At 45.7% G+C, this 23,263-nt stretch carries 22 protein-coding genes; 13 read left to right on the top strand and 9 right to left on the bottom strand.

From position 1 onward, the window contains the following. Positions 1-27 precede the first annotated feature (27 nt). Together dtd and OAG1_RS01040 are read right to left on the bottom strand one after the other, a co-directional pair. The gene (gene dtd / locus OAG1_RS01045; protein ID WP_338623240.1) at positions 28-465 is read right to left on the bottom strand and encodes a D-aminoacyl-tRNA deacylase; all 438 of its coding nucleotides are present in this window, start codon (positions 463-465) and stop codon (positions 28-30) included. After that, positions 462-1,349: a virulence factor BrkB family protein gene (locus OAG1_RS01040; RefSeq protein WP_338623238.1), complete on the bottom strand. Its 888-nt coding sequence runs from the start codon at positions 1,347-1,349 to the stop codon at positions 462-464. The genes dtd and OAG1_RS01040 overlap by 4 nt, the downstream gene beginning before the upstream one ends. A gap of 194 nt (positions 1,350-1,543) precedes the next feature. On the opposite strand from OAG1_RS01040, the gene OAG1_RS01035 reads away from it, so the two are divergent. The 3 genes from OAG1_RS01035 to OAG1_RS01025 all read left to right on the top strand — a co-directional run bounded on the left by OAG1_RS01035 (position 1,544) and on the right by OAG1_RS01025 (position 5,832). Beyond that, a complete protein-coding gene (locus OAG1_RS01035) occupies positions 1,544-3,103 on the top strand; it encodes a SulP family inorganic anion transporter (RefSeq protein ID WP_016399890.1) in 1,560 nt (519 codons plus the stop codon). 104 nt (positions 3,104-3,207) lie between these two features. Beyond that, positions 3,208-4,656: a cardiolipin synthase gene (gene cls, locus OAG1_RS01030; protein ID WP_338623235.1), complete on the top strand. Its 1,449-nt coding sequence runs from the start codon at positions 3,208-3,210 to the stop codon at positions 4,654-4,656. A 321-nt stretch (positions 4,657-4,977) separates the two neighbouring features. Beyond that, the gene (locus tag OAG1_RS01025; RefSeq protein WP_338623232.1) at positions 4,978-5,832 is read left to right on the top strand and encodes a PEP-CTERM/exosortase system-associated acyltransferase; all 855 of its coding nucleotides are present in this window, start codon (positions 4,978-4,980) and stop codon (positions 5,830-5,832) included. 66 nt (positions 5,833-5,898) lie between these two features. On the opposite strand, the gene typA is transcribed toward OAG1_RS01025, so the two are convergent. Next, complete coding sequence (typA, locus tag OAG1_RS01020; RefSeq protein WP_016399893.1) at positions 5,899-7,719, bottom strand: translational GTPase TypA; 1,821 nt, start codon at positions 7,717-7,719, stop codon at positions 5,899-5,901. A 341-nt stretch (positions 7,720-8,060) separates the two neighbouring features. Between typA and glnA the strand changes: the two genes are divergently transcribed. From glnA to glnG, 4 genes are all read left to right on the top strand, one after another. Next, positions 8,061-9,467 (top strand): glutamate--ammonia ligase, encoded by a 1,407-nt coding sequence (gene glnA / locus OAG1_RS01015; RefSeq protein ID WP_016399894.1) that lies wholly within the window; start codon positions 8,061-8,063, stop codon positions 9,465-9,467. 104 nt (positions 9,468-9,571) lie between these two features. After that, complete coding sequence (locus OAG1_RS01010) at positions 9,572-10,114, top strand: DUF4124 domain-containing protein (RefSeq protein ID WP_338623228.1); 543 nt, start codon at positions 9,572-9,574, stop codon at positions 10,112-10,114. Positions 10,115-10,163: 49 nt separating this feature from the next. Then, a complete protein-coding gene (gene glnL / locus OAG1_RS01005) occupies positions 10,164-11,246 on the top strand; it encodes a nitrogen regulation protein NR(II) (protein WP_338623226.1) in 1,083 nt (360 codons plus the stop codon). Positions 11,247-11,258: 12 nt separating this feature from the next. Beyond that, positions 11,259-12,668, top strand: coding sequence for a nitrogen regulation protein NR(I) (glnG, locus tag OAG1_RS01000; RefSeq protein WP_016399897.1), 1,410 nt, complete (start codon positions 11,259-11,261; stop codon positions 12,666-12,668). Between the two features lie 73 nt (positions 12,669-12,741). Here glnG and OAG1_RS00995 read toward each other — a convergent pair whose 3' ends face one another. The 4 genes from OAG1_RS00995 to OAG1_RS00980 all read right to left on the bottom strand — a co-directional run bounded on the left by OAG1_RS00995 (position 12,742) and on the right by OAG1_RS00980 (position 16,117). Further along, positions 12,742-13,320 carry a topoisomerase DNA-binding C4 zinc finger domain-containing protein gene (locus tag OAG1_RS00995; RefSeq protein WP_338623222.1) on the bottom strand — a complete coding sequence of 193 codons (579 nt, stop codon included), beginning with the start codon at positions 13,318-13,320 and terminating at the stop codon, positions 12,742-12,744. Positions 13,321-13,460: 140 nt separating this feature from the next. Beyond that, complete coding sequence (locus tag OAG1_RS00990; RefSeq protein ID WP_016399899.1) at positions 13,461-13,934, bottom strand: DUF494 family protein; 474 nt, start codon at positions 13,932-13,934, stop codon at positions 13,461-13,463. Between the two features lie 2 nt (positions 13,935-13,936). Continuing rightward, on the bottom strand, positions 13,937-15,040 hold the full coding sequence (gene dprA, locus OAG1_RS00985) for a DNA-processing protein DprA (protein ID WP_338623219.1): 1,104 nt from the start codon (positions 15,038-15,040) through the stop codon (positions 13,937-13,939). Beyond that, the gene (locus OAG1_RS00980; RefSeq protein WP_338623217.1) at positions 15,041-16,117 is read right to left on the bottom strand and encodes a LysM domain-containing protein; all 1,077 of its coding nucleotides are present in this window, start codon (positions 16,115-16,117) and stop codon (positions 15,041-15,043) included. Positions 16,118-16,218: 101 nt separating this feature from the next. On the opposite strand from OAG1_RS00980, the gene def reads away from it, so the two are divergent. From def to OAG1_RS00955, 5 genes are all read left to right on the top strand, one after another. Beyond that, on the top strand, positions 16,219-16,719 hold the full coding sequence (gene def / locus OAG1_RS00975) for a peptide deformylase (RefSeq protein ID WP_220719421.1): 501 nt from the start codon (positions 16,219-16,221) through the stop codon (positions 16,717-16,719). A 24-nt stretch (positions 16,720-16,743) separates the two neighbouring features. Then, positions 16,744-17,700, top strand: coding sequence for a methionyl-tRNA formyltransferase (gene fmt, locus OAG1_RS00970; protein WP_338623213.1), 957 nt, complete (start codon positions 16,744-16,746; stop codon positions 17,698-17,700). Then, on the top strand, positions 17,693-19,015 hold the full coding sequence (rsmB, locus tag OAG1_RS00965; RefSeq protein ID WP_338623211.1) for a 16S rRNA (cytosine(967)-C(5))-methyltransferase RsmB: 1,323 nt from the start codon (positions 17,693-17,695) through the stop codon (positions 19,013-19,015). The genes fmt and rsmB overlap by 8 nt, the downstream gene beginning before the upstream one ends. A 333-nt stretch (positions 19,016-19,348) precedes the next feature. Beyond that, positions 19,349-20,725 (top strand): Trk system potassium transporter TrkA, encoded by a 1,377-nt coding sequence (trkA, locus tag OAG1_RS00960; protein ID WP_152783785.1) that lies wholly within the window; start codon positions 19,349-19,351, stop codon positions 20,723-20,725. 13 nt (positions 20,726-20,738) lie between these two features. Continuing rightward, complete coding sequence (locus OAG1_RS00955; RefSeq protein ID WP_338626406.1) at positions 20,739-22,193, top strand: TrkH family potassium uptake protein; 1,455 nt, start codon at positions 20,739-20,741, stop codon at positions 22,191-22,193. Here the strand turns inward: OAG1_RS00955 and OAG1_RS00950 are convergent. Then, entirely contained in the window at positions 22,190-22,420 is a 231-nt protein-coding gene (locus tag OAG1_RS00950; protein ID WP_016399907.1) for a hypothetical protein, read from the bottom strand. The genes OAG1_RS00955 and OAG1_RS00950 overlap by 4 nt on opposite strands. 9 nt (positions 22,421-22,429) lie before the next feature. Next, complete coding sequence (locus tag OAG1_RS00945) at positions 22,430-22,819, bottom strand: SirB2 family protein (RefSeq protein WP_016399908.1); 390 nt, start codon at positions 22,817-22,819, stop codon at positions 22,430-22,432. A 280-nt stretch (positions 22,820-23,099) separates the two neighbouring features. On the opposite strand from OAG1_RS00945, the gene OAG1_RS00940 reads away from it, so the two are divergent. After that, positions 23,100-23,252, top strand: coding sequence for a hypothetical protein (locus tag OAG1_RS00940; protein ID WP_016399909.1), 153 nt, complete (start codon positions 23,100-23,102; stop codon positions 23,250-23,252). The last annotated feature ends 11 nt before the right edge of the window (positions 23,253-23,263 follow it).

The following is a 23,263-nucleotide window of genomic DNA, read 5'->3' as shown; positions in this document are numbered from 1 at the left end:
GCAAAGTTTCGATTTTATTGATGAAAATTAAACCTGCAGCCAAAAAGTCATAGGCCCGTCATTGACCAAAGATACCTGCATATCGGCAGCAAATTCACCTGTTTCAGTAGGCATTCCGCGGTCACGACAAGCGCTAACAAAGTATTCATAAAGGTGATTGGCCTGCTCTGGGCTAGCGCCTTTAGAGAAGCCTGGGCGTAAACCTTTGTCGGTATCTGCCACCAAGGTGAACTGGGATACCACTAATAGGCTGCCACCCGCTTGCTGCACGTTAAGATTGGTTTTGCCTTGTTGGTCAGCAAAAATACGGTATTTAATTACTTTTTCACAAAGCTTGGTGGCCTTTGCTTGGTCATCACCTTGCTCAACACCCAACAACACTAATAAGCCAGGTCCTATTTCACCAATAGTTTGATCAGCCACACGCACGCTGGCTTGTGTCACTCGTTGAATTAACGCAATCATTCAGACTCCTCAATGATACTACTGCTATCTTGTACTTGTTGGCCCTCGGTAAATTCGCCTAAAGCGGCGGTAATTTCGGCGCCAATTAACACCACTATCCAACTCACATATACCCACACAAATAAAATGGGTATAGTAGCGAGAGCACCATAAATAACTTGGTAGGAAGGGAATGAGGCAACATAAAAAGCAAAACCTCGTTTACCCAGTTCAAACAACAAGGCTGCCACCACAGCGCCACTTAAACCATGAACAAAACGGATCGACTTATTTGGCACCAGCAAATACAGCAAACAAAATGCCCCTACAGAAAATAACAAGGGCACCGTGCGAAGCATTTTATTCCATATGCCTAACAATGTTTCATCGGCAAACAATTGCATGGAGAAGATGTAAGAACTTAGCGCCAAGCTGCCGCCCATTAACAAGGGGCCTAAAGTTAGAATCATCCAATACATAGGAAAAGCGCTGCGCCAACGGCGTTTTTCCTCAACCCGCCAAATCATATTCAGGCTCTTATCAATCGCCGAAATGAGCATTAAGGCCACTACGGCTAAAGCTGCGATACCTACTGCTGTCATTTTTGAGGCGTTTTCAACAAAGCCGCGCAAGCTCTGCTTCACCACTTCACCAGAGGCCGGTACAAAGTTACTAAACACAAAATCTTCGATTAAGGTTTGAAAGCCGGAAAATACCGGGAAGGCACTAATAATTGAAAACGTTACTGCTACTAAAGGCACTAAAGACAGCAAGGTAACATAAGCTAATGAGCCGGCGATCATGGTCAGTTTTTCTTGTTTAATCCGCTCAAACAAGAAAAGCGCAAACGCTTTGCTTTGCTGGAAAAGCGCTTGCCAATTAGGCGTGTTTTTCTGCCCGCTCATGATTCATTTCACTCCTTTGCATTATCTCGCTAAAGGATGAACTAGTTAATGACGCAACTCAAGTTTAACAAGGGCTTAAGCCACAAACTTGGCTAAAAAAAGCTGAACAAAAGCTGATGTTTTTTTGAACTGAATCACATTAAGTGCTAGACTCCCGCCCCATTTCCTTTCGTTCTTTATTGGATCCTAAGAACATGTTTGAATTTCCTAAATTTCGGGGAGCAACAGTCAAAAATGACTTACTCTCCGGTTTAACGGTTGCACTAGCTCTAGTTCCTGAAGCAGTTGCCTTTGCCTTTGTTGCCGGCGTAGAACCTTTAGTAGGTTTATATGCAGCATTTATGGTGGGGTTAATTACCGCTGTAATTGGTGGCCGTCCAGGTATGATCTCCGGTGCAACCGGCGCGCTAGCAGTAGTAATGGTGGCCTTGGTGGCAGATCACGGTGTGGAGTATTTATTTGCCACCGTGGTGCTGATGGGTATTTTGCAGGTCTTAGCTGGGGTCTTCCATTTGGGTAAGTTTATCCGCATGGTGCCACACCCGGTAATGCTAGGCTTTGTAAACGGCTTGGCTATTGTAATTTTCTTGGCTCAACTCGGTCAGTTTAAAGTGCCCAATGCCTTTGGCGAACTAGAATGGATGCAAGGCAGCCAGCTTTGGATCATGCTAGGTTTAGTGGCTATCACCATGGCAGTTATTCACTTTTTGCCAAAACTTACCAGCGCAATCCCTGCTTCATTGGTGGCGATTGTAGGTGTAACAGTAGCGGTGCAGGTATTAAACTTAGATACCCGCACAGTGGTAGATTTTGTGCGCGGTATGACCGGTGACGCTAACGCAACTATTGCTGGCGGTTTACCAAGCTTCTCTATCCCAAGTGTGCCATTCAACTTAGAAACACTGAAAATCATCTTCCCTTATGCCATCGTACTGGCGGCTATTGGTTTAATTGAATCACTACTAACTTTAACCGTAGTTGATGAAATGACCGGTACCCGTGGACACGGTAACAAAGAGTGTATTGGCCAAGGTGTGGCTAACGTAACCACTGGCTTCTTTGGCGGTATGGGTGGTTGTGCAATGATTGGCCAGAGCATGATTAACATTCGCTCTGGTGGTCGCGGCCGCTTATCGGGCATCACTGCAGCACTAGCACTACTGGGTTTCATTCTATTTGGTTCTTCACTGATTGAGATGATTCCTCTTGCCGCTTTGGTCGGTGTTATGTTTATGGTTGTGTTAGGCACCTTTGAATGGGCCAGCCTGCGTATGATTAACAAAGTACCTAAAGCTGACTTCTTTGTGATTGTGCTGGTATCTGTAGTCACCGTATTCACCGACTTAGCGGTAGCGGTGGTAATTGGTGTAATCGTGTCTGCGTTAGTATTTGCATGGAACCACGCTAAGCACATTTATGTAACGACCACTAGCGTAGATGACGACCATAAAGTTTATGAGTTGGATGGCCCCTTGTTTTTTGGCTCAACGGCTAACTTCTTAGAGCTGTTCAACCCAGCTAACGATCCTAAAGATGTAGTGATTGATTTTGCCAAGTCGCGAGTAAGTGATCACTCAGCGATTGAAGCCATCGATACCTTGGCAGAGCGCTACGAAAAAGCCGGTAAAACTCTTCATCTTAAGCACCTAAGCCCAGAGTGTCGTAAACTGCTGACTAAGGCGGGAAGCGCGGTGGAAGTTAACTTAATAGAAGATCCAAGCTATAAAGTTGCCACCGACACCCTCGACAACTAAGCGCTATAATTGATTAAACTAAAGCCGCTACTCGTTTGAGTTAGCGGCTTTTTTGTGCCCTTCATGCTAAGTTATCAATAGGTTTTTTATCTAAAGGCCAAGCGGTGACGAATACCTACTTATCCGACTTAGGGTTGCTCATTTATGCCTTGCTGATTGTCGCGGTGGCGCTGCAAGTAATGCTAAAGCGCCGGCCTGTGGGAGTTACTTTAACTTGGCTACTGCTAATATTTGCGCTGCCGCTAGTAGGTATTATCTGTTATCAACTGTTTGGCGAGCGTTACCTAGGGCGGCTGCGAGCCAAACGTGCTCGCTTAATGGAAACTAAGTACAAACAAAGCGTGCACCTGTTTAATCGCTCCCCCCACGTAGTAAAACAATCCTGCTCCGATGTAGCGGAGCCGCTAAATCAACTTACTCGTCGGCTACTTGGTTTGCCAATTCTAGGGGGGAATCAACTCACTAACTTCGAAAACTCTCTGGAAACGTTAACCCAGCTCACTAAAGACATACAGCAAGCGAAATCAAGCATCTACATGGAGTTTTACATTGTGCAGCAAGGTGGATTGCTTGACCCTTTACTTAAGGCTCTAGCCGAAGCAGCTCAACGAAAGGTGAGTGTTTACTTACTGGTAGATTCGGTTGGTTCGAGTGAATTTCTTAAGTCTAGCGCTTCATCTCAGTTATTGGATGCCGGCGTAAATGTAGTAGAAGCACTGCATGCCAACCCAGTACGCATGTTGTTACAACGTATCGACTTACGCCTACACCGAAAAATTGCAGCGATAGACCAACAAATTGCTTATACCGGTTCAATGAACTTAGTCGACCCACGCTTTTTTAACCAACAGCGCGGTGTCGGGCAGTGGATAGATCTCATGCTAAGAGTAGAAGGCCCTGCAGCTTTGAACCTACAAGCGGTAGTTGCCTACGACATAGAAATGGAAACCGGCGAAGCGCTTATCGAACAGCTCGATTTACTTTCTACTACGGCTTCGGTAGGCCACCAACGCATGCAAATAATGCCGTCAGGGCCGGGTATTTTTGGCGACCACATTATTCAGCTACTACTTACTTCGCTATACCTCGCTAAAAAACAAATAGTGCTCACCAGCCCTTACTTTGTGCCTGACGAAAATTTACAAATGGCGCTGGTTACCGCGGCTAGCAGGGGCGTTGAAGTTAACCTGATCCTACCCGCTAGGAACGATTCATTTTTGGTCCGCTACGCAAGCCACTCTTTCTACCAGCAGCTACTAAATGCTGGGGTAAACATCTACAAATTTAACGGTGGCTTGTTGCACACTAAAAGCCTATTAATAGACCAACAAGTTGCCCTAGTGGGAACGGTAAACTTAGACATGCGAAGCTTGTGGCTAAACTTTGAGGTGACTTCGATTATCGATGACAAATCCTATGCTGAAGATCTAGATCGCATCATGCAGCATTACCTTCAACAAAGTACACGTATTAATACACTCGCTTGGCGAAAACGGCCAATTTACCGTCGGCTATTAGAGAATATCATCCATATATTCAGCCCATTGCTATAGAAGTCGACAATCAAAAGTTCCAACCAGGCCAACTCGTAAGCACATAAATATGCACCACCATTCGTTTCCGACCCAACTATTCCAAACCCTCTCGAATAGCTAAAAGTGTTTCACAGTTCCCAGCAAGGCTAATGGCACTACAATATGCCAATAAAATGAATAAGGCTTTCATAACAGCAAATATGCGCTAGGACACAGTTATAGACAATAACTACCCATAAAAAGTGACTAAATTCATAAAAGCCACTCTAATTGATAAAAATATAACTATGGTGAATAACTAGCCTTGCTAGATATTTAAGGGACTAATTAGGTTTACTTGTGAGTTATCAACAACCCAGTGCAATTGCTCCTAGAAAATTGCAATTATCAGCATCGTCAGTAAAGCAACTAGCTATACAGCATCAAGCAGACGAACTCGCGCAACGTTACCAACGTTACTTTCAAGCCAGTATTGCGAGCAATGAGGAAGAGGTAACCAAAATCTATCAATTACGGCATCGCGTTTACTGCGAAGAGTTTCAGTTTGAGCCAAGCAATCACCAGCAAATTGAGCGCGATGTTTACGATAGTTATTCCCACTACTGCCGAGTTCAGCACCTTAACTCCGGCTTAGATGCTGGATGCCTAAGAATGGTTAGCCCCAGCAAGCAGCAAAGCATACCTTTGCTAGACACCGGCCAATCAGTGATTAGTCATCAAGAGCTACATCCCGATAACTTTGCTAAAGAGAGCATTTGTGAAGTGTCGCGGGTGGCCCTAGACACCCAGTTTCGTCGCCGCAAAATCGATCTCAAAAATGGCGCTGCGCCAGCTGGAGCGGGTTTAAGCGCATTTAGCCAAAAAGAACTGCGAACCTTTCCTTATATCACTATGAGCTTGTATTTAGCGGCATCAATTGTTGCCGAGCAGTGCGGAATAAAACATGCGTACGTAATGGTTGAGCCCAAACTTGCTCGAAGCCTTTCTATATTCGGCATTAAAATGACCAGAATTGGGCCAAATATCGATTATCACGGCATCCGCGCAGCTTACCATATTACGGTCGAACGCTTCCAAGAGCACTTACCGCTGTTATATCAACCTTTGTTTGAACTAATAAAACAAACGGTCAGCCCCAGCTCTGCACTATTAGCGAGCACTAATCAGTTAGATGCTGTGGGCCAGAATAGATAGTTACTTCAGGTATAAACATGCAATAAAAAAGGCAGCCTAGGCTGCCTTTATAAATCTCAGTTCACCTTAAGCTTTAGGCGGGCGAGATGCACGTTTACGCTCATTCTCAGTTAAGTGACGTTTACGAATACGGATGTTCTCTGGCGTTACTTCTACCAACTCATCGTCATCAATAAACTCAAGCGCTTGCTCAAGGGTCATTACGATTGGCGGCGTAAGTACTTGCGCTTCATCGGTACCAGATGCACGAACGTTCGTTAGCTGCTTACCTTTCAAACAGTTTACTGTTAAGTCGTTGTCACGAGCGTGAATACCAACAACCTGGCCTTCATATACTTCATCAGCATGCTGAGTAAACAAACGGCCACGCTCTTGAAGGTTAAACAAGGCGTACGTTAAGGCTTTACCGGTTGCATTAGAAATAAGCACACCGTTTTGACGCTGACCAATTACTCCACCTTTGTGTGGACCGTAATGATCGAACGTATGGTAAAGCAGACCAGAACCTGAGGTTAAGGTCATAAACTCGGTTTGGAAACCAATCAAACCACGTGATGGGATCATAAAGTCCATACGAATACGGCCTTTGCCATCAGGCGCCATGTCAGTTAGCTCGCCTTTACGCAAACCAAGTTGCTCCATAATGCTACCTTGATGCTCTTCTTCAACATCAATAGTCACGACTTCATATGGTTCTTCTAACTGGCCATCTACAGTGCGTAGAATTACTTCTGGGCGAGATACCGCTAGCTCGAAGCCTTCGCGACGCATGTTTTCAATCAAAATACCTAGGTGTAGCTCACCACGACCAGAAACACGGAACTTATCTGGATCATCAGTCTCTTCAACACGTAGTGCAACGTTATGAACCAACTCTTGTTGTAAACGCTCAAGAATGTTTCGAGAGGTAACGTACTTACCTTCTTTACCAGCAAACGGAGAAGTGTTTACTTGGAAAGTCATGGTTACGGTAGGTTCATCTACTGACAAGGCAGGCAATGCTTCTACATTGGTTTGATCACAAATGGTGTCAGAGATTTTTAACTCGCCTAAACCAGTAATAGCGATAATGTCACCGGCGTTAGCTTCGGTTACTTCATGGCGATCTAGGCCTAAGTAACCTAATACTTGACCCACTTTTCCGTTACGGGTTTTACCATCGGCACCCACAACAGTGATTTGTTGGTTTGGTTTAACACTGCCGCGTGATACACGTCCAACACCAATAACACCAACATAAGAGTTGTAATCAAGCTGAGAGATTTGCATTTGCAAACCTTCGCCTTCTTTAGCTTCAGGTGGAGCAACGTTATCAACGATAGCTTGGAACAAAGGCTCCATGTTATCAGTTTCTACGCCTTCTTCTGAGCTAGCCCAACCGTTCAACGCAGATGCGTAAACCACTTGGAAATCTAACTGGTCATCGGTAGCACCTAAGTTATCGAACAAATCAAATACTTGGTCCATTACCCAATCAGGACGAGCACCTGGCTTATCGATTTTGTTGATTACCAGAATAGGTTTCAAACCTTGAGCGAATGCTTTCTGAGTAACAAAACGGGTTTGCGGCATTGGGCCTTCTTGGGCATCTACCAACAACAATACAGAGTCAACCATAGATAAAACACGTTCTACCTCACCACCGAAGTCGGCGTGTCCAGGGGTATCTACGATGTTGATGTGGTAATCGTTCCACTCAATCGCCGTGTTTTTTGCCAAAATGGTAATACCACGTTCTTTTTCAAGATCGTTTGAGTCCATTACCCGCTCTTCAGCATCACCACGCGTTTGTAGGGTTCCAGATTGCTGCAGTAATTTGTCTACCAGGGTAGTTTTCCCGTGGTCTACGTGAGCAATAATGGCGATGTTTCTTAACTTATCTAGCACGGCTTTCAGCCCTTTTTATTGTGAGGTAAAAGTAAAAAGTGCGCCATTGTACATATAAACGGCAAATTCTCATAGTTTTAAGTTGATCACGGTTTTTCCGCTACCCAATTAGGGTATGATAGCTAAGGCCAAAAACTCACTGCACCAAAATGGACAAGAATAGCACCAACAAAGTGCAAAGCTCTGCACTAAATTGATGCCTAATCAATTTTTAGCCATTAAAATCAGCACCTTATGTGTTGGCATAGTTTTAGCTTGATGCAACACAACCACGATTATTCGTATAAATAACTATTAAATCGATTGAACCATCAATTTTGATGACACTGGAGGTTAAAAACATGTCTGCAGAAGTTTTAGCTTTGCTTAAAGAGCAAGAAGTTAAATTTGTTGACCTACGCTTTACTGATACTAAAGGTAAAGAGCAACACGTATCTATTCCATCTCACCAAGTTGACGAAGATTTCTTCTCAGACGGTAAAATGTTTGATGGCTCTTCAATCTCAGGTTGGAAAGGCATTAACGAATCAGACATGGTATTGATGCCTGATCCAGCTACTGCTGTATTAGACCCATTCACAGAAGAAGTTACACTAAACATCCGTTGTGACATTCTAGAGCCTTCTACAATGCAAGGTTACGACCGTGACCCACGTTCTGTAGCTAAGCGTGCTGAAGAGTACATGCGTTCTACTGGAATTGCTGACGCAGCATACTTTGGTCCAGAGCCAGAGTTCTTCTTGTTTGACGATGTTAAATACAAAACTGACATGTCAGGTTCTATGTACAAAATTGATGCTGATGAAGCATCTTGGAACTCAGACAAGCACTTCGAAGACGGCAACACTGGTCACCGTCCTGGCGTTAAAGGCGGTTACTTCCCAGTAGCTCCAGTTGATTCTTCACAAGACCTTCGCTCAGCAATGTGTCTAGTTCTTGAAGAAATGGGTCAAACTGTTGAAGCTCACCACCACGAAGTAGCTACAGCTGGTCAGAACGAAATCGCAACTAAATTCAACTCTATCGTTGAAAAAGCCGATGAAACTCAGGTTCTTAAGTATGTTGTTCATAACGTAGCTCACGCTTACGGTAAAACAGCAACCTTTATGCCTAAGCCAGTTGTTGGTGATAACGGTAGCGGTATGCACGTTCACCAATCAATTTGGAAAGACGGCGAAAACTTATTTGCTGGCGACCTATACGGCGGCCTATCTGAAACTGCATTGTTCTACATTGGCGGTATCATCAAGCACGCTAAAGCTATTAATGCTTTTGCTAACGCTTCAACTAACTCTTACAAGCGTTTGGTACCAGGCTTCGAAGCACCAGTTATGCTAGCTTACTCAGCGCGTAACCGTTCAGCGTCTATTCGTATCCCAGTAGTACCATCGCCTAAAGCGCGTCGTATTGAAGTACGTTTTGCGGATCCAACAGCCAACCCATACTTAGCATTCTCTGCAATGTTGATGGCTGGCCTTGACGGAATCAAAAACAAAATCCACCCTGGCGACGCTATGGACAAGGATCTATACGACCTACCTGCAGAAGAAGCGGCTGAAATTCCACAAGTGGCAACTTCACTTGAAAATGCACTAGCGAACCTAGATGCTGACCGTGAATTCTTAACTGCTGGCGGCGTATTCAGCAACGATTACATCGATTCTTACATCGCATTGAAATCTGCTGACGTTGAGCGCATCAACATGACAACTCACCCACTTGAGTTCGAATTGTACTACAGCGTATAAACAAAACGTTACACGGCTTAAAAAACCCGCTTTAAAGCGGGTTTTTTTATTGCTTTTCAATACGTTTTTGCCCACCTTTAGCAAGTTGAATGGAGGAATTATCAATGAGCAAATGGTTTGCTATAGCTTTATTAATCAGTGGCACAGTCTTTGGTACCCAAGCTGCTGACAAAATTTACCAATGGGTTGATCAGGATGGTGTAACGCATTTCTCAGACCGCCCTCAGGTTGGCGCCACCGAACTCAAGGTTGATGTCGCTCCTCCGGCTACTGACGGCCCCATTGTGACACCGCGTACCCCACTGAAAAAGAAACAAAAGCCTATTCAGTATCAAGTTAACATCACTAGCCCGAGCCATGAGCAAACCATTCGAGATAACGAAGGCAAGATCTCAATCAGTGCTAGCTCTACCCCGCTTCCCTTAAACAGCATGGGCTACAAATTGGTGCTTGATGGCGTACCACAGGGACAAATCACTAAAATGGGTAGCTTCCAGCTCACCAACATTGATCGCGGCGCCCATACAATTCAGGTGCAGCTAGTTGATGATTCAGGCAAGGAAATTGCATCGTCTAAGCCCATAACCGTATTCTTGCACCGCGCTAACGCATTTGGCGCTGGAGCGGCCGCAGCAGGGGGAGGCTAATTAGTCACTCTCTGCTTTTTGAGGTTAAACTCAGTGCAGGAGCACCAAAATGGTGCGCATCATTCAGGAGAGAGTAGTGTTAGATATTTCTGGGCTCGAGCGCTTAGTATTGGAAAATCAAGTAACTGCCATAGTGCTGCTTGATGCAGAGCTAAAGATTCAATACGTTAATGCTTCAGCCGAACAACTACTCGGTCAAAGTGCTAAGCGGCTTATTGATGAGCCGCTGGCCACCCAAGTGAAACATAGCTCACTGGACCTTAGTAAACTAGGCGCTGTGTGTAGCTCTGGGCAAAGTTTTACCGATAATGAAGTAACCTTGGTTTTCGATAGTCATCATGCGTTGGTTGAGCTTTCTGCTACCCGAATAAACAACCAACACCAAAATTTACTCATGCTGGAAATGCGCGCCATCGGCCAGCAAAAGAAGATCTCTCAAGAACTTTATCAACACGCCCAGCAACAAGCAGCTAAAGAACTGGTTCGCGGCTTAGCTCATGAAATTAAAAACCCGCTTGGTGGTTTGCGTGGCGCAGCGCAGTTGCTAGAAAAAGAGTTAGTTAACCCAGAACTAAAAGAATTCACCGGCATTATTATTGAGCAAGCTGACCGCTTAAGAAAGCTAGTTGATCGTTTGCTTGGCCCTCAGCGTCCAGGCTTACATGAACTGCACAATGTGCATTCAGTACTCGAAAAAGTACGCCAGCTGGTTAAGCTTGATCTACCAGAAGGCATTAGCGTTGAGCGCGACTACGACCCTAGCATTCCAGATTTTGAGATGGACCATGAGCAGTTGCTACAGGCTTTCCTCAATATTGTTCAAAATGCCGTTCAGGCCTTGGGTGAAAAAGGCGGGAGTATCAACATTATTACCCGTACAGCTCATCAAGCAACAATTGCCGGCCAACGCTTTAAATTGGCTGCAGAAATCAGAATTATCGACAATGGACCAGGCATTCCAACCGAACTGCTCGACACCCTATTCTATCCAATGGTAACTGGGCGAGAAGGTGGTACCGGTTTAGGATTGTCTATTGCACAAAATTTAATTAATCAGCATAAAGGGAAGATTGAATGTGCCAGTTGGCCAGGTCATACCGAATTTACCATTCATCTTCCTCTCAGACGTTAAGGAAGTACTAACATGGCAGCAACAATATGGGTCGTTGATGACGACAGCTCCATTCGGTGGGTGTTAGAAAAAGCGTTAAAGACTGCGGGTTACGACTGCTTGAGTTTCGCCGACGGTGAAATGATGCTTCAGCAGTTAGATTATGAACAGCCCGACGTAGTGATCTCAGACATTCGCATGCCTGGCATGGACGGTTTGAGCTTATTGGAAAAGATCCAAAGCCACTTCCCTGAGATGCCGGTTATTATTATGACCGCCCACTCAGACCTAGATAGTGCAGTAAACGCTTACCAGCGCGGCGCTTTTGAATACTTACCTAAGCCCTTCGATATCGATGAAGCGGTGGCTCTAACCGAGCGTGCAGTAACAGTTTCTCGTGAGCAAAAAGGCAATAAAGCGAATAACAAACCTAGCTCGCCAGCGCCAGAAATCATCGGCGAAGCGCCTGCAATGCAAGAAGTCTTTCGTGCCATAGGACGTTTATCTCGGTCGAGTATTTCGGTGCTGATTAACGGACAATCTGGTACCGGTAAAGAGTTGGTAGCCCACGCGTTACATAAACATAGCCCTCGCGCCAGCGGCAGTTTTATTGCGTTAAACATGGCGGCCATTCCAAAAGATCTTATTGAATCAGAGCTATTTGGTCACGAGAAAGGCGCGTTTACTGGCGCCAACAACATCCGCCATGGCCGTTTTGAGCAAGCCAATGGTGGCACCTTGTTTTTGGATGAAATTGGCGATATGCCGCTGGATATTCAAACCCGCTTGTTACGTGTTCTGGCCGATGGGCAGTTTTACCGAGTGGGCGGCCATTCACCAGTGCAAGTTGATGTGCGAATCATCGCAGCTACCCACCAAAATCTTGAGAAAAAAGTGGCCGAAGGCGACTTCCGTGAAGACTTATTCCACCGCTTAAACGTAATTCGTATTCACTTGCCATCGTTATGTGAGCGCCGTGAAGACATTCCGGCTTTAGCTAAGCACTTCTTAGAAATAGCCGCAAAAGAATTAAATGTAGAAAGCAAATTACTGCACAAAGATACTCAACGCTTTATGATGCAGTTAGCGTGGCCAGGTAACGTTAGGCAACTAGAAAACGTTTGTCGTTGGTTAACGGTAATGGCCAGTGGCCAAGAGGTGCTGCCAGCAGACCTGCCGCCAGAATTAAGCCAACCGGTAGTGGCAGAAACAGGTGAAACAGCCGATGCTAATTGGCGTTCGCTGTTAAAAAGCTGGGTTTCTCAACAGTTAGTCTCCGGCCAAATAGATATTCTTGGTGAAGCAATGCCTGACTTTGAGCGAATCATGCTAACTACCGCCTTAGAGCATACTCACGGTCACAAACAAGAAGCAGCTAGGCTTCTGGGTTGGGGGCGCAATACTCTCACCCGCAAACTTAAAGAGCTAGACGTAGAAGCCTAGAGCGCGACGAGCAGCAAAAAGGAGAACAATGAGTTCTCCTTTTTTGTATGAACGCTTACAACTACCGATGTTGCTATATCTCCACCAAAGGCGCGCTTTTATAGCTGCAGGATTTTTGCGGACAGACTTCTCGCTTACCAGCTGCGGTTTTCTTTAAGACCAATAGCTTCCAACCACAATCCGGGCAAGGCTTGGCGATAGGCTGGTCATTCACCGCGTAAGAACATTTAGGGTAAGCGTTGCAGGCATAAAACGTTTTACCATAGCGCGATTGTCTCGCGGCTAGCTTCCCTTTATTACATGATGGGCAGTTTATTTCAGGCGTGCTTTGTGCCTGCGGTTGAGCCGATTCAATATGCTGACAGCTAGGAAAAGTGCTACATCCAATGAACATGCCGTAACGCCCTTGGCGCAGCATTAACTCCTCACCGCATTCTGGACATTCAGTCCCAGGCAGTACTTTATCCAAAGAATGATCTTGCTGGTGCAAAGCTCGGCTATAGTCGCAGCTCGGATACTGGCTGCAGCCTAAAAAGGGACCTGATTTACTATTTCGATGCTGCAGTTCACCACCGCACTTGGGACAAACATCATATTCTTTTTCTAAGGCGTGTTCGTGGGCAGAAAATAACTTTGGATCTATCTTTGACATGCTGACACCTCGTTAAACTTTGCTAAGCATAACAAAATGGCGCGAATAGGCTATTGATTCGACGCAAGCACAGCCTTTATCGAAGCAATAATTGGTGCACAGCCCTAATTGCAGCGCACCTTTTATCGTTGAGTCAGTGTTTAATGCAGCGGACCATCACCCAAATCGAATAATAACTCTTCCATTTGCTGATAAGCCGACTCACTGCCTGGAACATTAAATAGCACCATTAAAATGACCCATTTTAAATCTTCCAGTTCTAACTCTGGTCCATCAAGTTCCATTACGCGGTCAATTACCATTTCGCGAGTTTCCGCGTTAAGTACCTTCATCTGCTCTAAGAACAGTAAAAAGCCTCGGCACGGTACGTCCAACTTGGCAATTTCCGGTGCGGTATACACCCGTAATGAGGGAATCTCAGAAGGATTTAAATAAGGCTGTTTGTCGCTATCTTGCAAAGCTGCAAGCTGCTCCAACCAATCTAGTGCCTTATAGATTTCTTCTTTATGAAACCCTGCGCGACTGAGCTCTTCTGTAAGCTCATCGTGATCCATCAACAGCTCTACATCACTATGAATGTAGGTTTCGAACAGATACATGAGGATATCAAACATAGTTAGTTCCTCCTCAGCTTGACGTAACCACCTGGCACAACGGCCACAACACCCAATATCTCTAACTCAGTTAACTGAGCCAGTACAGCATCAACAGGTTGTTGAGTGCTTAAGACTAAATCATCAATTGTTGTAGTCTCATAAGCTACGTTATCCAACAATTGCCGATAAGGCAAATCTTGTTCCTGCATATTTTGCTCCACCGCATACAACGGCAAAGCTGTTTGCCCAGAAAAAACACCCAACTCTTCTATTATATCGACTGGACAAGTCACCAATTTAGCTCCTTGTTGAATCAAATGATGACAACCCGCATGTAAGGGATCATCAATAGAACCCGGCATGGCAAATACATCGCGGCCTTGTTCAGCGGCGTAATTCGCAGTAAGTAAGGAGCCACTGGGTAACCCCGCTTGCACCACTAAGGTTGCCAAGCTTAAGCCACTAATAATGCGATTACGCCGTGGAAAATGATTGGCTTTGGCGGCTGTACCGGGCCAAAACTCACTCACTATTGCGCCCTGCTCGCTAATTTGATGCGCTAGCGCCTGATGACGCTTTGGATATACCCTATCTAAACCCGTTGCCACAACGGCAATAGTGGCATCAGGTTTTGCTAACAGCGCCCCTTTGTGAGCGGCAGCATCAATCCCTAGAGCCATGCCACTGGTAATGGTGATTCCTTGCTCTGCAAGTTGCTGAGCAAAACGCTTGGCATGATTTAAACCCGAAACACTAGCATGACGACTACCAACTATTGCTAGCTGAGGTTTATCTAACAATGCGGGATTACCACGTACAAATAGCAACAGAGGCGGACGTTGGATATTGCGTAAGCATTCGGGGTAGCGCGGGTCAAAACACCCCAATAAATGGCAATCCTCTTGTTCAAGCCAGGTTAGTGCTTGTTCAATGCGCGCCTGTTTGGGTTGCAGTAGTGCAGAAATTTGCGGAGGGCTAAATTGCCAAGCAGCCAATTGGCTAGCATCAGCAGCAAATAACTGCTCGACACTGCATTGGCTTAAAGCAGCTTGCAAACGTGCCGTCGAGAAACGGGGCACGCCTGCAAGTTTAAGATATTGAACTACCGATAAATTCGGTAGCAACTATAGGTTCTCCACCAAATAGTGTGGGCGAAGAATGACCTTGCTATCGGTAATAATCGCGTAGCTCAATTTTTCATAGCTCTTAAATACCATCAGCTCACCCACTTTCTCGTTAGGCAGCGATACGCGCTCGTCATCACTATTAAAGGCACGGTCGAAGTGATTAGCGGTTTCTTCGTAAGACTTGCGTCTTACTTTATCAATCATCACTTTACCCGGCTGCGCCACGGCAAACATATCACCTGGGGCCACGTTATCGCGAGTACCTTTGTTTATCACCACTACATCGTAACGGCTCATTACTGAGGTATCAGTTGCAGCAGAAAGAATGTAGCCACTGCTTTCCAACTGTTTGTTATTTGGAATGAAATAAGCAGGCAAACGATCTTGGTCTGGTAGCTCCAGCATAATATCGCCTTGGCGAATTTCTTTTAATACCTGCGTTACCTTAAACTGGGTGATGTTGTCTTCATGCTGACGCTCAGACACTCCAACACCAATAAAGTTAAGCACCTGACCTAGCTCTTCTTTAGTTTCCGGATCATAATATTTGTCCGCAACGCGATATATTCCGTAGTATTGGCCTGGCTTAGTTTCGCCACGAGCATACATTGCACGGCCAATGGCAATACGCGACTGCGCATCATTGTCACCAAGCACGTAAGGTGCGCCTTTCAGCATATCTTCATCGGCAATGTGGTCATGTGATAAAAATGCGCTAATTGAGGCCAGTGGCACCGTAGGAATAGGGCTAGCCTTTTCTTCAATGCGTGTCTTAGGCGTAACTTTTACAATACGCTTACGTACTAAACGAGGCTCACCGTCTTCATAAACTAACGATAAGCGATCACCTGGATAAATCAGGTGCGGATTCTCAACTTGTGGGTTGTATTGCCACAAGCGCGGCCAAAGCCACGGAGAATGTAAATACAAGGCAGAGATATCCCATAAGGTATCGCCTTTTTTCACAACATAGACTTCGGGAAAATCCTCCTTTAGTTTCAGTGTGTCAGCAATAGCACCTCCCACTAAAAACAACAAAGAGGCCCAAAGCCAAACTAATTTTTTCCCTTTCATAGTGTCTCCCAGCGACATCCCTATATCCAAAGCTGTTTTTTAGTCACATAAATGACTAGAATTACCGACAATCTACCAAAACCTGATTGAAGACAGAAGTTATGGCTGTACTTGAAGTATTGCGTTTTCCTGATGAACGCCTGCGTACTATAGCGCAACCCGTTAATAATATTGACGATAAAGTTAAAACTATAATCGAAAACATGTTTGAAACCATGTATCAAGAGGAAGGAGTTGGCCTAGCTGCGACACAGGTCAACATTCACCAACAAATTGTAGTGATTGACGTATCAGATACGCGAGATCAACGACTTGCGTTAATTAATCCTGAAATCATCGAAACTGATGGCGAAGCATTAAATGAAGAAGGTTGTTTATCGGTTCCTGAATATCGTGCCCAAGTGCCAAGAGCAGAAAAAATCAAAGTGAAATCTTTGGATGCCGACGGTAACGAGCAAATATTTGAGGCTGAAGGCCTACTGGCTATTTGTGTGCAACACGAACTAGACCACTTAAAAGGTAAATTGTTTATCGATTACTTGTCGCCTCTTAAGCGCCAACGAGTAAAAACCAAACTCGAAAAACTTGCTCGTCGCAAGTAAGCAACCACAAAGGTACAACACAGCATGACGCCATTGCGGATCATCTTTGCCGGCACGCCGGATTTTGCGGCGCGCCACCTAAGCGCATTAATTGCCAGTGACCACCAAGTCGTTGCCGCCTATACCCAGCCAGATCGCCCGGCGGGTCGCGGTAAAAAGCTGCAAGCTAGCCCGGTAAAGCAGCTAGCGCTTGAGCACGGCATTGCAGTTTACCAACCGGAAAACTTTAAGAGCGAAGAAGCACAACAGCAGTTAGCTGCGTTAAACGCCGATTTAATGATAGTAGTGGCTTACGGTTTGCTACTGCCTCAAGTTGTTTTAGATACACCGCGTTTAGGGTGTATTAATGTGCATGGTTCTTTATTACCCCGCTGGCGCGGAGCGGCACCGATTCAGCGCTCAATTTGGGCTGGCGATAGCCACTCGGGCGTGACCATCATGCAAATGGACATTGGTTTAGATACCGGTGACATGCTGTTATTAGATGAAGTTGAAATCGCCAAAGATGAAACCAGTGCATCACTGTATGACAAACTGGCCGAAGTAGGCCCGCATTCACTGGTTAAAGCTGTTGAAGGTTTGGCAAACGGAGAGTTGAGCGCTACACCGCAAGACGATAGCCAAGCAAATTACGCTAAAAAGCTTAGCAAAGCTGAAGCCTGTATTGATTGGCAACAAGATGCCAAGTTTATCGAACGCTGCATTCGCGCCTTTAATCCTTGGCCAATGAGCTACTTCACCCTAGCAGATAAAAACATTAAGGTATGGCAAGCCAGCGTACAGCAGCACTCTGGCCAACAGGCTCCAGGCACTATCATTGCGGCAGATAAACACGGCATTGTAGTGACCACCGGCAAAGATGCTTTGCGCCTTGAGATAATTCAAATCCCAGGCAAAAAAGCCTTAGCCGCCGCAGACGTACTAAATGCTCGAAAAGAGTGGTTTGAACTTGGTGCTAAGCTGGAGAGTGCTAATGGCTGAACAGCCAAAAAATAAGCAAGTAAATGCCCGCGCAGCCGCGGCCAACATTTTGTATCAAGTGGTAGACCAAGGCCAGTCACTAAGCCAAATGCTGCCACGCGTATTGCCTCAAGTAGTGGCGCGCGATCACGCCTTAGTAAAAGAGCTATGTTTTGGTGTGTTGCGTTGGCTACCGCGTTTTGAAGCGGTTTTGCAACAGCTAATGGATAAACCCCTAAAAGGCAAAATCCGTAATGGTCACTTTTTGCTAATGGTTGGCTTGTACCAGCTGTTCTATATGCGAGTGCCCGCTCATGCTGCGGTGTCGGAGACGGTATCCGCCACCAGTCAGTTAAAACTGCATAGCCTAAAAAAACTGGTTAATGGTGTATTACGCAATGCCGAGCGCCAACGCGAGCAATTAGAGCCCCAGCTAACTGCCAACGACAGCTTGCAATATTGCCACCCTAGCTGGATAAGCAAACGCTTAAAAGCAGCTTATCCAGAACAATGGGCGCAAATACTCGAAGCTAATAACCAACATGCTCCAATGTGGATAAGGGTAAACGCTCTACAAGGTGAACGCGATGCTTACCAAACAGAGCTTGCGGATTTAGAGATCGCCAGCCAAAGTTCCCCGCTGGCGCAGCAAGCCTTATGTTTAGACAAAGCACAACCCGTGCATAAACTACCTCGTTTCGCCGAAGGTGCATCTTCGGTGCAAGATGGCGCCGCGCAAATGGCAGCCAGCTTATTGGATGCGCAGCCAGGTGAGCGTGTATTAGATGCCTGTGCTGCACCAGGCGGAAAAACCTGTCACATTCTAGAACTACAACCAGCATTAGCTGAGCTGGTTGCGGTAGATACCGAACAAGCACGCTTAAACCGTGTTACAGAGAACCTCGAGCGAATAGGTTTAAAAGCTACTTTGCATTGTAATGACGCCAGCAAACCAGAACGTTGGAACGATCAGCCTTTCGACCGGATTTTGTTAGACGCCCCCTGCTCGGCCACAGGCGTTATTCGCCGCCACCCCGACATCAAATGGTTGCGCCGTGATAGCGATATTGCAGAGTTAGTGAAGCTACAAAAAGAAATCTTAGAGGCGCTTTGGCAGCAGCTAAAACCCGGTGGAGTTATGCTTTACGCGACCTGTTCGGTGTTGCCCGACGAAAACAGCCAGCAAATTGCGGCATTTTTGCAACAAACCGCGGATGCTGAACTGGTGCCAATTAACCAAGATGAAACAGCAACTCAACCTGGTTGGCAACTTTTACCCGGCAACAATAACATGGATGGTTTTTATTATGCTCGACTACGGAAAACCTTGCCCTAGGGGCTGTTTATCCTTCGAGCTGATTTTTGCAGCCATTTGTGGCTTATTTATACAAGGCAGAAGATTTAATGTGTAGCGAGCCTACATGAGAAGCTGATAACGCAGTAGAAATAAGCCACAAACGCTGCCCGAAGGGTTCGCCTAAAATCGTTTTATACTTTGTTAAGGCGTATTTACCTAGAATGCTAGGCTACACGCGCCTTGCCGCGCCTAAAACGATTTTATCGCGAACAAAATTTAACCGCGAAAGATAAACAGCCCCTAGGCTTGCCTTTCGCGCCATCAAGAGTAACACTAAAAAATAGCAATAAACGCTTAAGGTATTGTTAGCAAATGAAAATCATTATTCTTGGAGCGGGCCAAGTAGGTGGCACGTTAGCGGAAAACCTCGTGGGTGAGAAATCAGATATCACCCTGGTAGATACTAACCAAGACCGCTTACGAGAGCTGCAAGATAAGTTTGATTTACAGGTTGTATTTGGTCATGCCGCCCACCCCAGCGTATTACGTGAGGCGGGTGCGCACGATGCCGACATGTTGGTCGCGGTAACGAACAGCGATGAGACCAATATGGCGGCTTGCCAGATTGCTTACACACTGTTTAATACGCCAAATAAAGTGGCGCGAATTCGCTCTGAAGAGTTGCTTGCCGAGAAAGAAGCACTGTTTTGTAATGAGGCGGTTCCGCTCGACCACTTGATAGCGCCCGAACAACTGGTTACCGACTACATCAGCCGTTTAATTGACTACCCTGGCGCATTGCAGGTGATGCAATTTGCCCGAGGTCGAGTAGGTCTGGTAGCGATTAAAGCCTACTATGGCGGTCCTTTGGTAGGTAATGCCTTATCGGTATTACGTGACCACATGCCTGATATTGAAACCCGAGTTGCAGCAATTTTCCGCCAAGGCCGCGCAATTCGCCCACAAGGCACCACTGTGATTGAAGCAGATGATGAGGTGTTTTTTGTAGCAGCCAGCGATCATATTCGCAAAGTAATGGCCGAACTGCAGAAACTTGAGAAACCTTATCGGCGCCTAATGATTGTTGGCGGCGGTAACATTGGCGCTGCGCTAGCTAAGCGCTTAGAAAGCCAATACAGCGTTAAACTTATCGAACGCAACCAACGCCGCGCCGAGCAACTGGCAGAAATGCTAAACAATACCATCGTATTTTGTGGTGATGCCTCTGACCAAGAGTTGCTCAGCGAAGAGAACATCGAACAAGTTGATGTATTTATCGCGGTAACTAACGATGATGAAGCTAACATCATGTCGGCCATGTTAGCCAAACGCATGGGCGCTAAAAAAGTGATGGTGCTAATTCAACGTGGCGCTTACGTAGAGTTAGTACAAGGCGGCACTATCGATATTGCCATCTCACCGCAGCAAGCGACTATCTCAGCCCTGCTTACTCATGTTCGACGTGCCGATATCGTAAATGTTTACTCACTGCGCCGCGGTGCAGCCGAAGCCATTGAAGCCATCGCGCATGGCGATAGTAATACATCAAAAGTGGTGGGGCGAAGCGTTGGTGAGTTAAAGCTTCCTCCCGGTACAACCATTGGTGCAGTCGTGCGCGGTAACGAAGTGATCATTGCCCACGACGATACGGTGATTGAGCAAGATGACCACGTAGTGATGTTCTTAGTGGATAAGAAATTTATCCCTGAAGTTGAGCGTTTATTCCAGCCTAGTCCGTTCTTCCTGTAGGTTTTTTCACATGATGATTGCCCCCGATCTCAGGCCCATCATGTTTGTGACGGGTTTGGTATTGTCCAAACTCAGCCTATTAATGCTAGCGCCCTTAGCATTAGGAATGGCTTACGACGAACCGGATTACGTCGAGTTTTTCTATACCATTGTTATCACTCAGTCTGTGGCTTTTGCCCTCATTCGTTGGGGTAAACGGCCCAACTTTAAACTCTCGGTGCGAGGCATGTTTTTGCTTACCACCACAGTTTGGTTAATCGCCTGCTTATTTGGTGCACTACCTCTTTATCGAATAGACCACATTAGCTTTACCGATGCTTTTTTCGAAACCATGTCTGGGCTAACCACCACTGGTTCTACAGTACTGGCGGGTTTGGATGAGATGCCTAAAAGCGCGTTGTTGTGGCGCTCTATGCTGCAATGGCTCGGTGGAATAGGCTTTATTGTTTTAAGTGTAGCGATATTGCCATTTTTGAATGTTGGCGGAATGCGTTTATTCCAAACCGAATCATCTGATTGGTCTGATAAAAACACCCCAAAAACCAAAAATGTCGCCAGCAACATGCTCAAAGTGTATTTGTTGCTATCCATTCTTTGCGCCGGTGCTTATCACTTAACTGGCATGGACTGGTTTGAAGCGATTAATCATTCAATGACCACCATTTCAACTGGCGGTTACTCCACCTCCGATGAATCAATGGCGCATTTTAGCAATGCCAGCCACTGGGTAGGCAGCGTATTTATGTTACTCGGCGGCCTGCCCTTCTTGCTCTTGGTACAATCGATTCGCCATAAAGATCCTCGCTACATCTGGAAAGACGCTCAAGTTAGGGGATTTGTGAGCTTAATTTTGGTGGTGGGTGGCATGATGAGTATTTGGCTATGGATGCACGGTACCTTTTCACTATTGGATGCGCTGCGCATCAGCATCTTTAATATCATTTCAATTGTTACCACCACCGGTTACGGACTCACCGACTTTAGCCATTGGGGTAACTTCACCACCGTGTTATTTATCTTTTTAATGCTGGTTGGTGCCTGTTCAGGCTCTACGTCTGGGGGAATAAAAATATTTCGTTTTCAACTGGCTAGCGGATTGTTTTCACGCCAGTTAAAACAGCTAGTTCACCCAAATGGCATTTATCCACACCGCTACAACGGTCGTTTAGTCAGCGAGCAACACATCCGCTCCTTGGTGGCTTTTATTTTTGCTTTTTTCTTTACTCTCATCTTGTTAGCCAGCGGTTTAGCCTTACTGGGTTTAGACCCAATAACCGCATTGTCAGGCGCAATGACCGCATTAGCTAACGTTGGCCCAGGTTTTGGTAGAGTAATTGGCCCCGACCATAACTTCCACTTACTGCCAGACTCAGCCAAGTGGCTGCTGTCTTTAGGAATGTTATTAGGGCGATTAGAAGTACTAACAGTGCTGGTATTGTTTCTGCCAGCCTATTGGCGTTACCGTTAATTTTGGCGGCGATTTCGCGCCAAATAGGGGTTTAACCACCACCATAAGCCAAGGTAAACCAAGTACAAACCTACAATTATGGTTTTATGTTGGTTGGTGCCTGTATCCACAATCTCAAAATCAACGTTCATAATGTGGCAATACAGCCAAGCAATCACAATCGAACTGTAGATAATCGAGAAGCGCCACAAAGTAAGTAACAATGAACGCAAAGCACCAAGTAGCATAAGCAATACCTAAGCAAATAAGCCCAACGGAGAGCGACTAAAAGCCACAACGAGTATTTGGGCAAACACAGCAATAGCGGCTAAACCGGCCAATATTCTCACTAGCTGATTTGGCGCGCGCTTAAGAGCAAACATCCCCAACACAATATACACCACCAAAAGCACCACTTTAGCGGTCAGCCAATCTTGCGCGATGGGGTATTGCTGCAGCATCACGCAAAGCAAAATAGCCGCAACCAGCAAGCCAGTATCAATAATATGCGGTAGTACTTTTAACCAAGTACGCTTGAGTAATGACGAACCAAATAAGGCAAGAATCCAGCGAAAAATAAAGCCTAATATGCTTAGCATTGCCAAGGTCATATGTAGGTGTTTTACCATTGGATAGTATTCGAGCATTGCTTGTCCTTTCTGTATTCGCAAATTTTAGTCCGACCAGTGTATTAACTTGCATTTAATACCACAAACCTTTTTCTTAAGTAACAAACTCACAACATCTGCTAGGTAGCTGATTAACAAAAGAATAACTGGACAATAGTCACACCATGGCAGCAATACTGCTGTTTTATTCATCAATTCATCGCTAATAACGTGATCTAGCTCTCTTGGGGGATCTGCTAAACTGTGGGAGAGTGTCGCCACTATCTTATCTTTTTATTAACAAATGCCGGAGCTGGCCATGTCAGAAGCACCCAATATGCTACCTGCCATCGACATATTAATGTGTCATACAGGAGCCTCGTTTTTAGATGCATGCCAAGAATTAGGCGTAGACCCTAACGAAATGGCAGAATTTGGTTCCGCAGACCCAATAGACTCACAAGAAAATTAAATAAAAGGCAG

The sequence above is a fragment of the Agarivorans sp. OAG1 genome, assembly GCF_037076485.1.
GTDB classification, from domain to species: domain Bacteria; phylum Pseudomonadota; class Gammaproteobacteria; order Enterobacterales; family Celerinatantimonadaceae; genus Agarivorans; species Agarivorans albus.
Note: the sequence above shows the minus strand (reverse complement) of the source record. Positions and strands in the feature narration are given on the sequence as shown.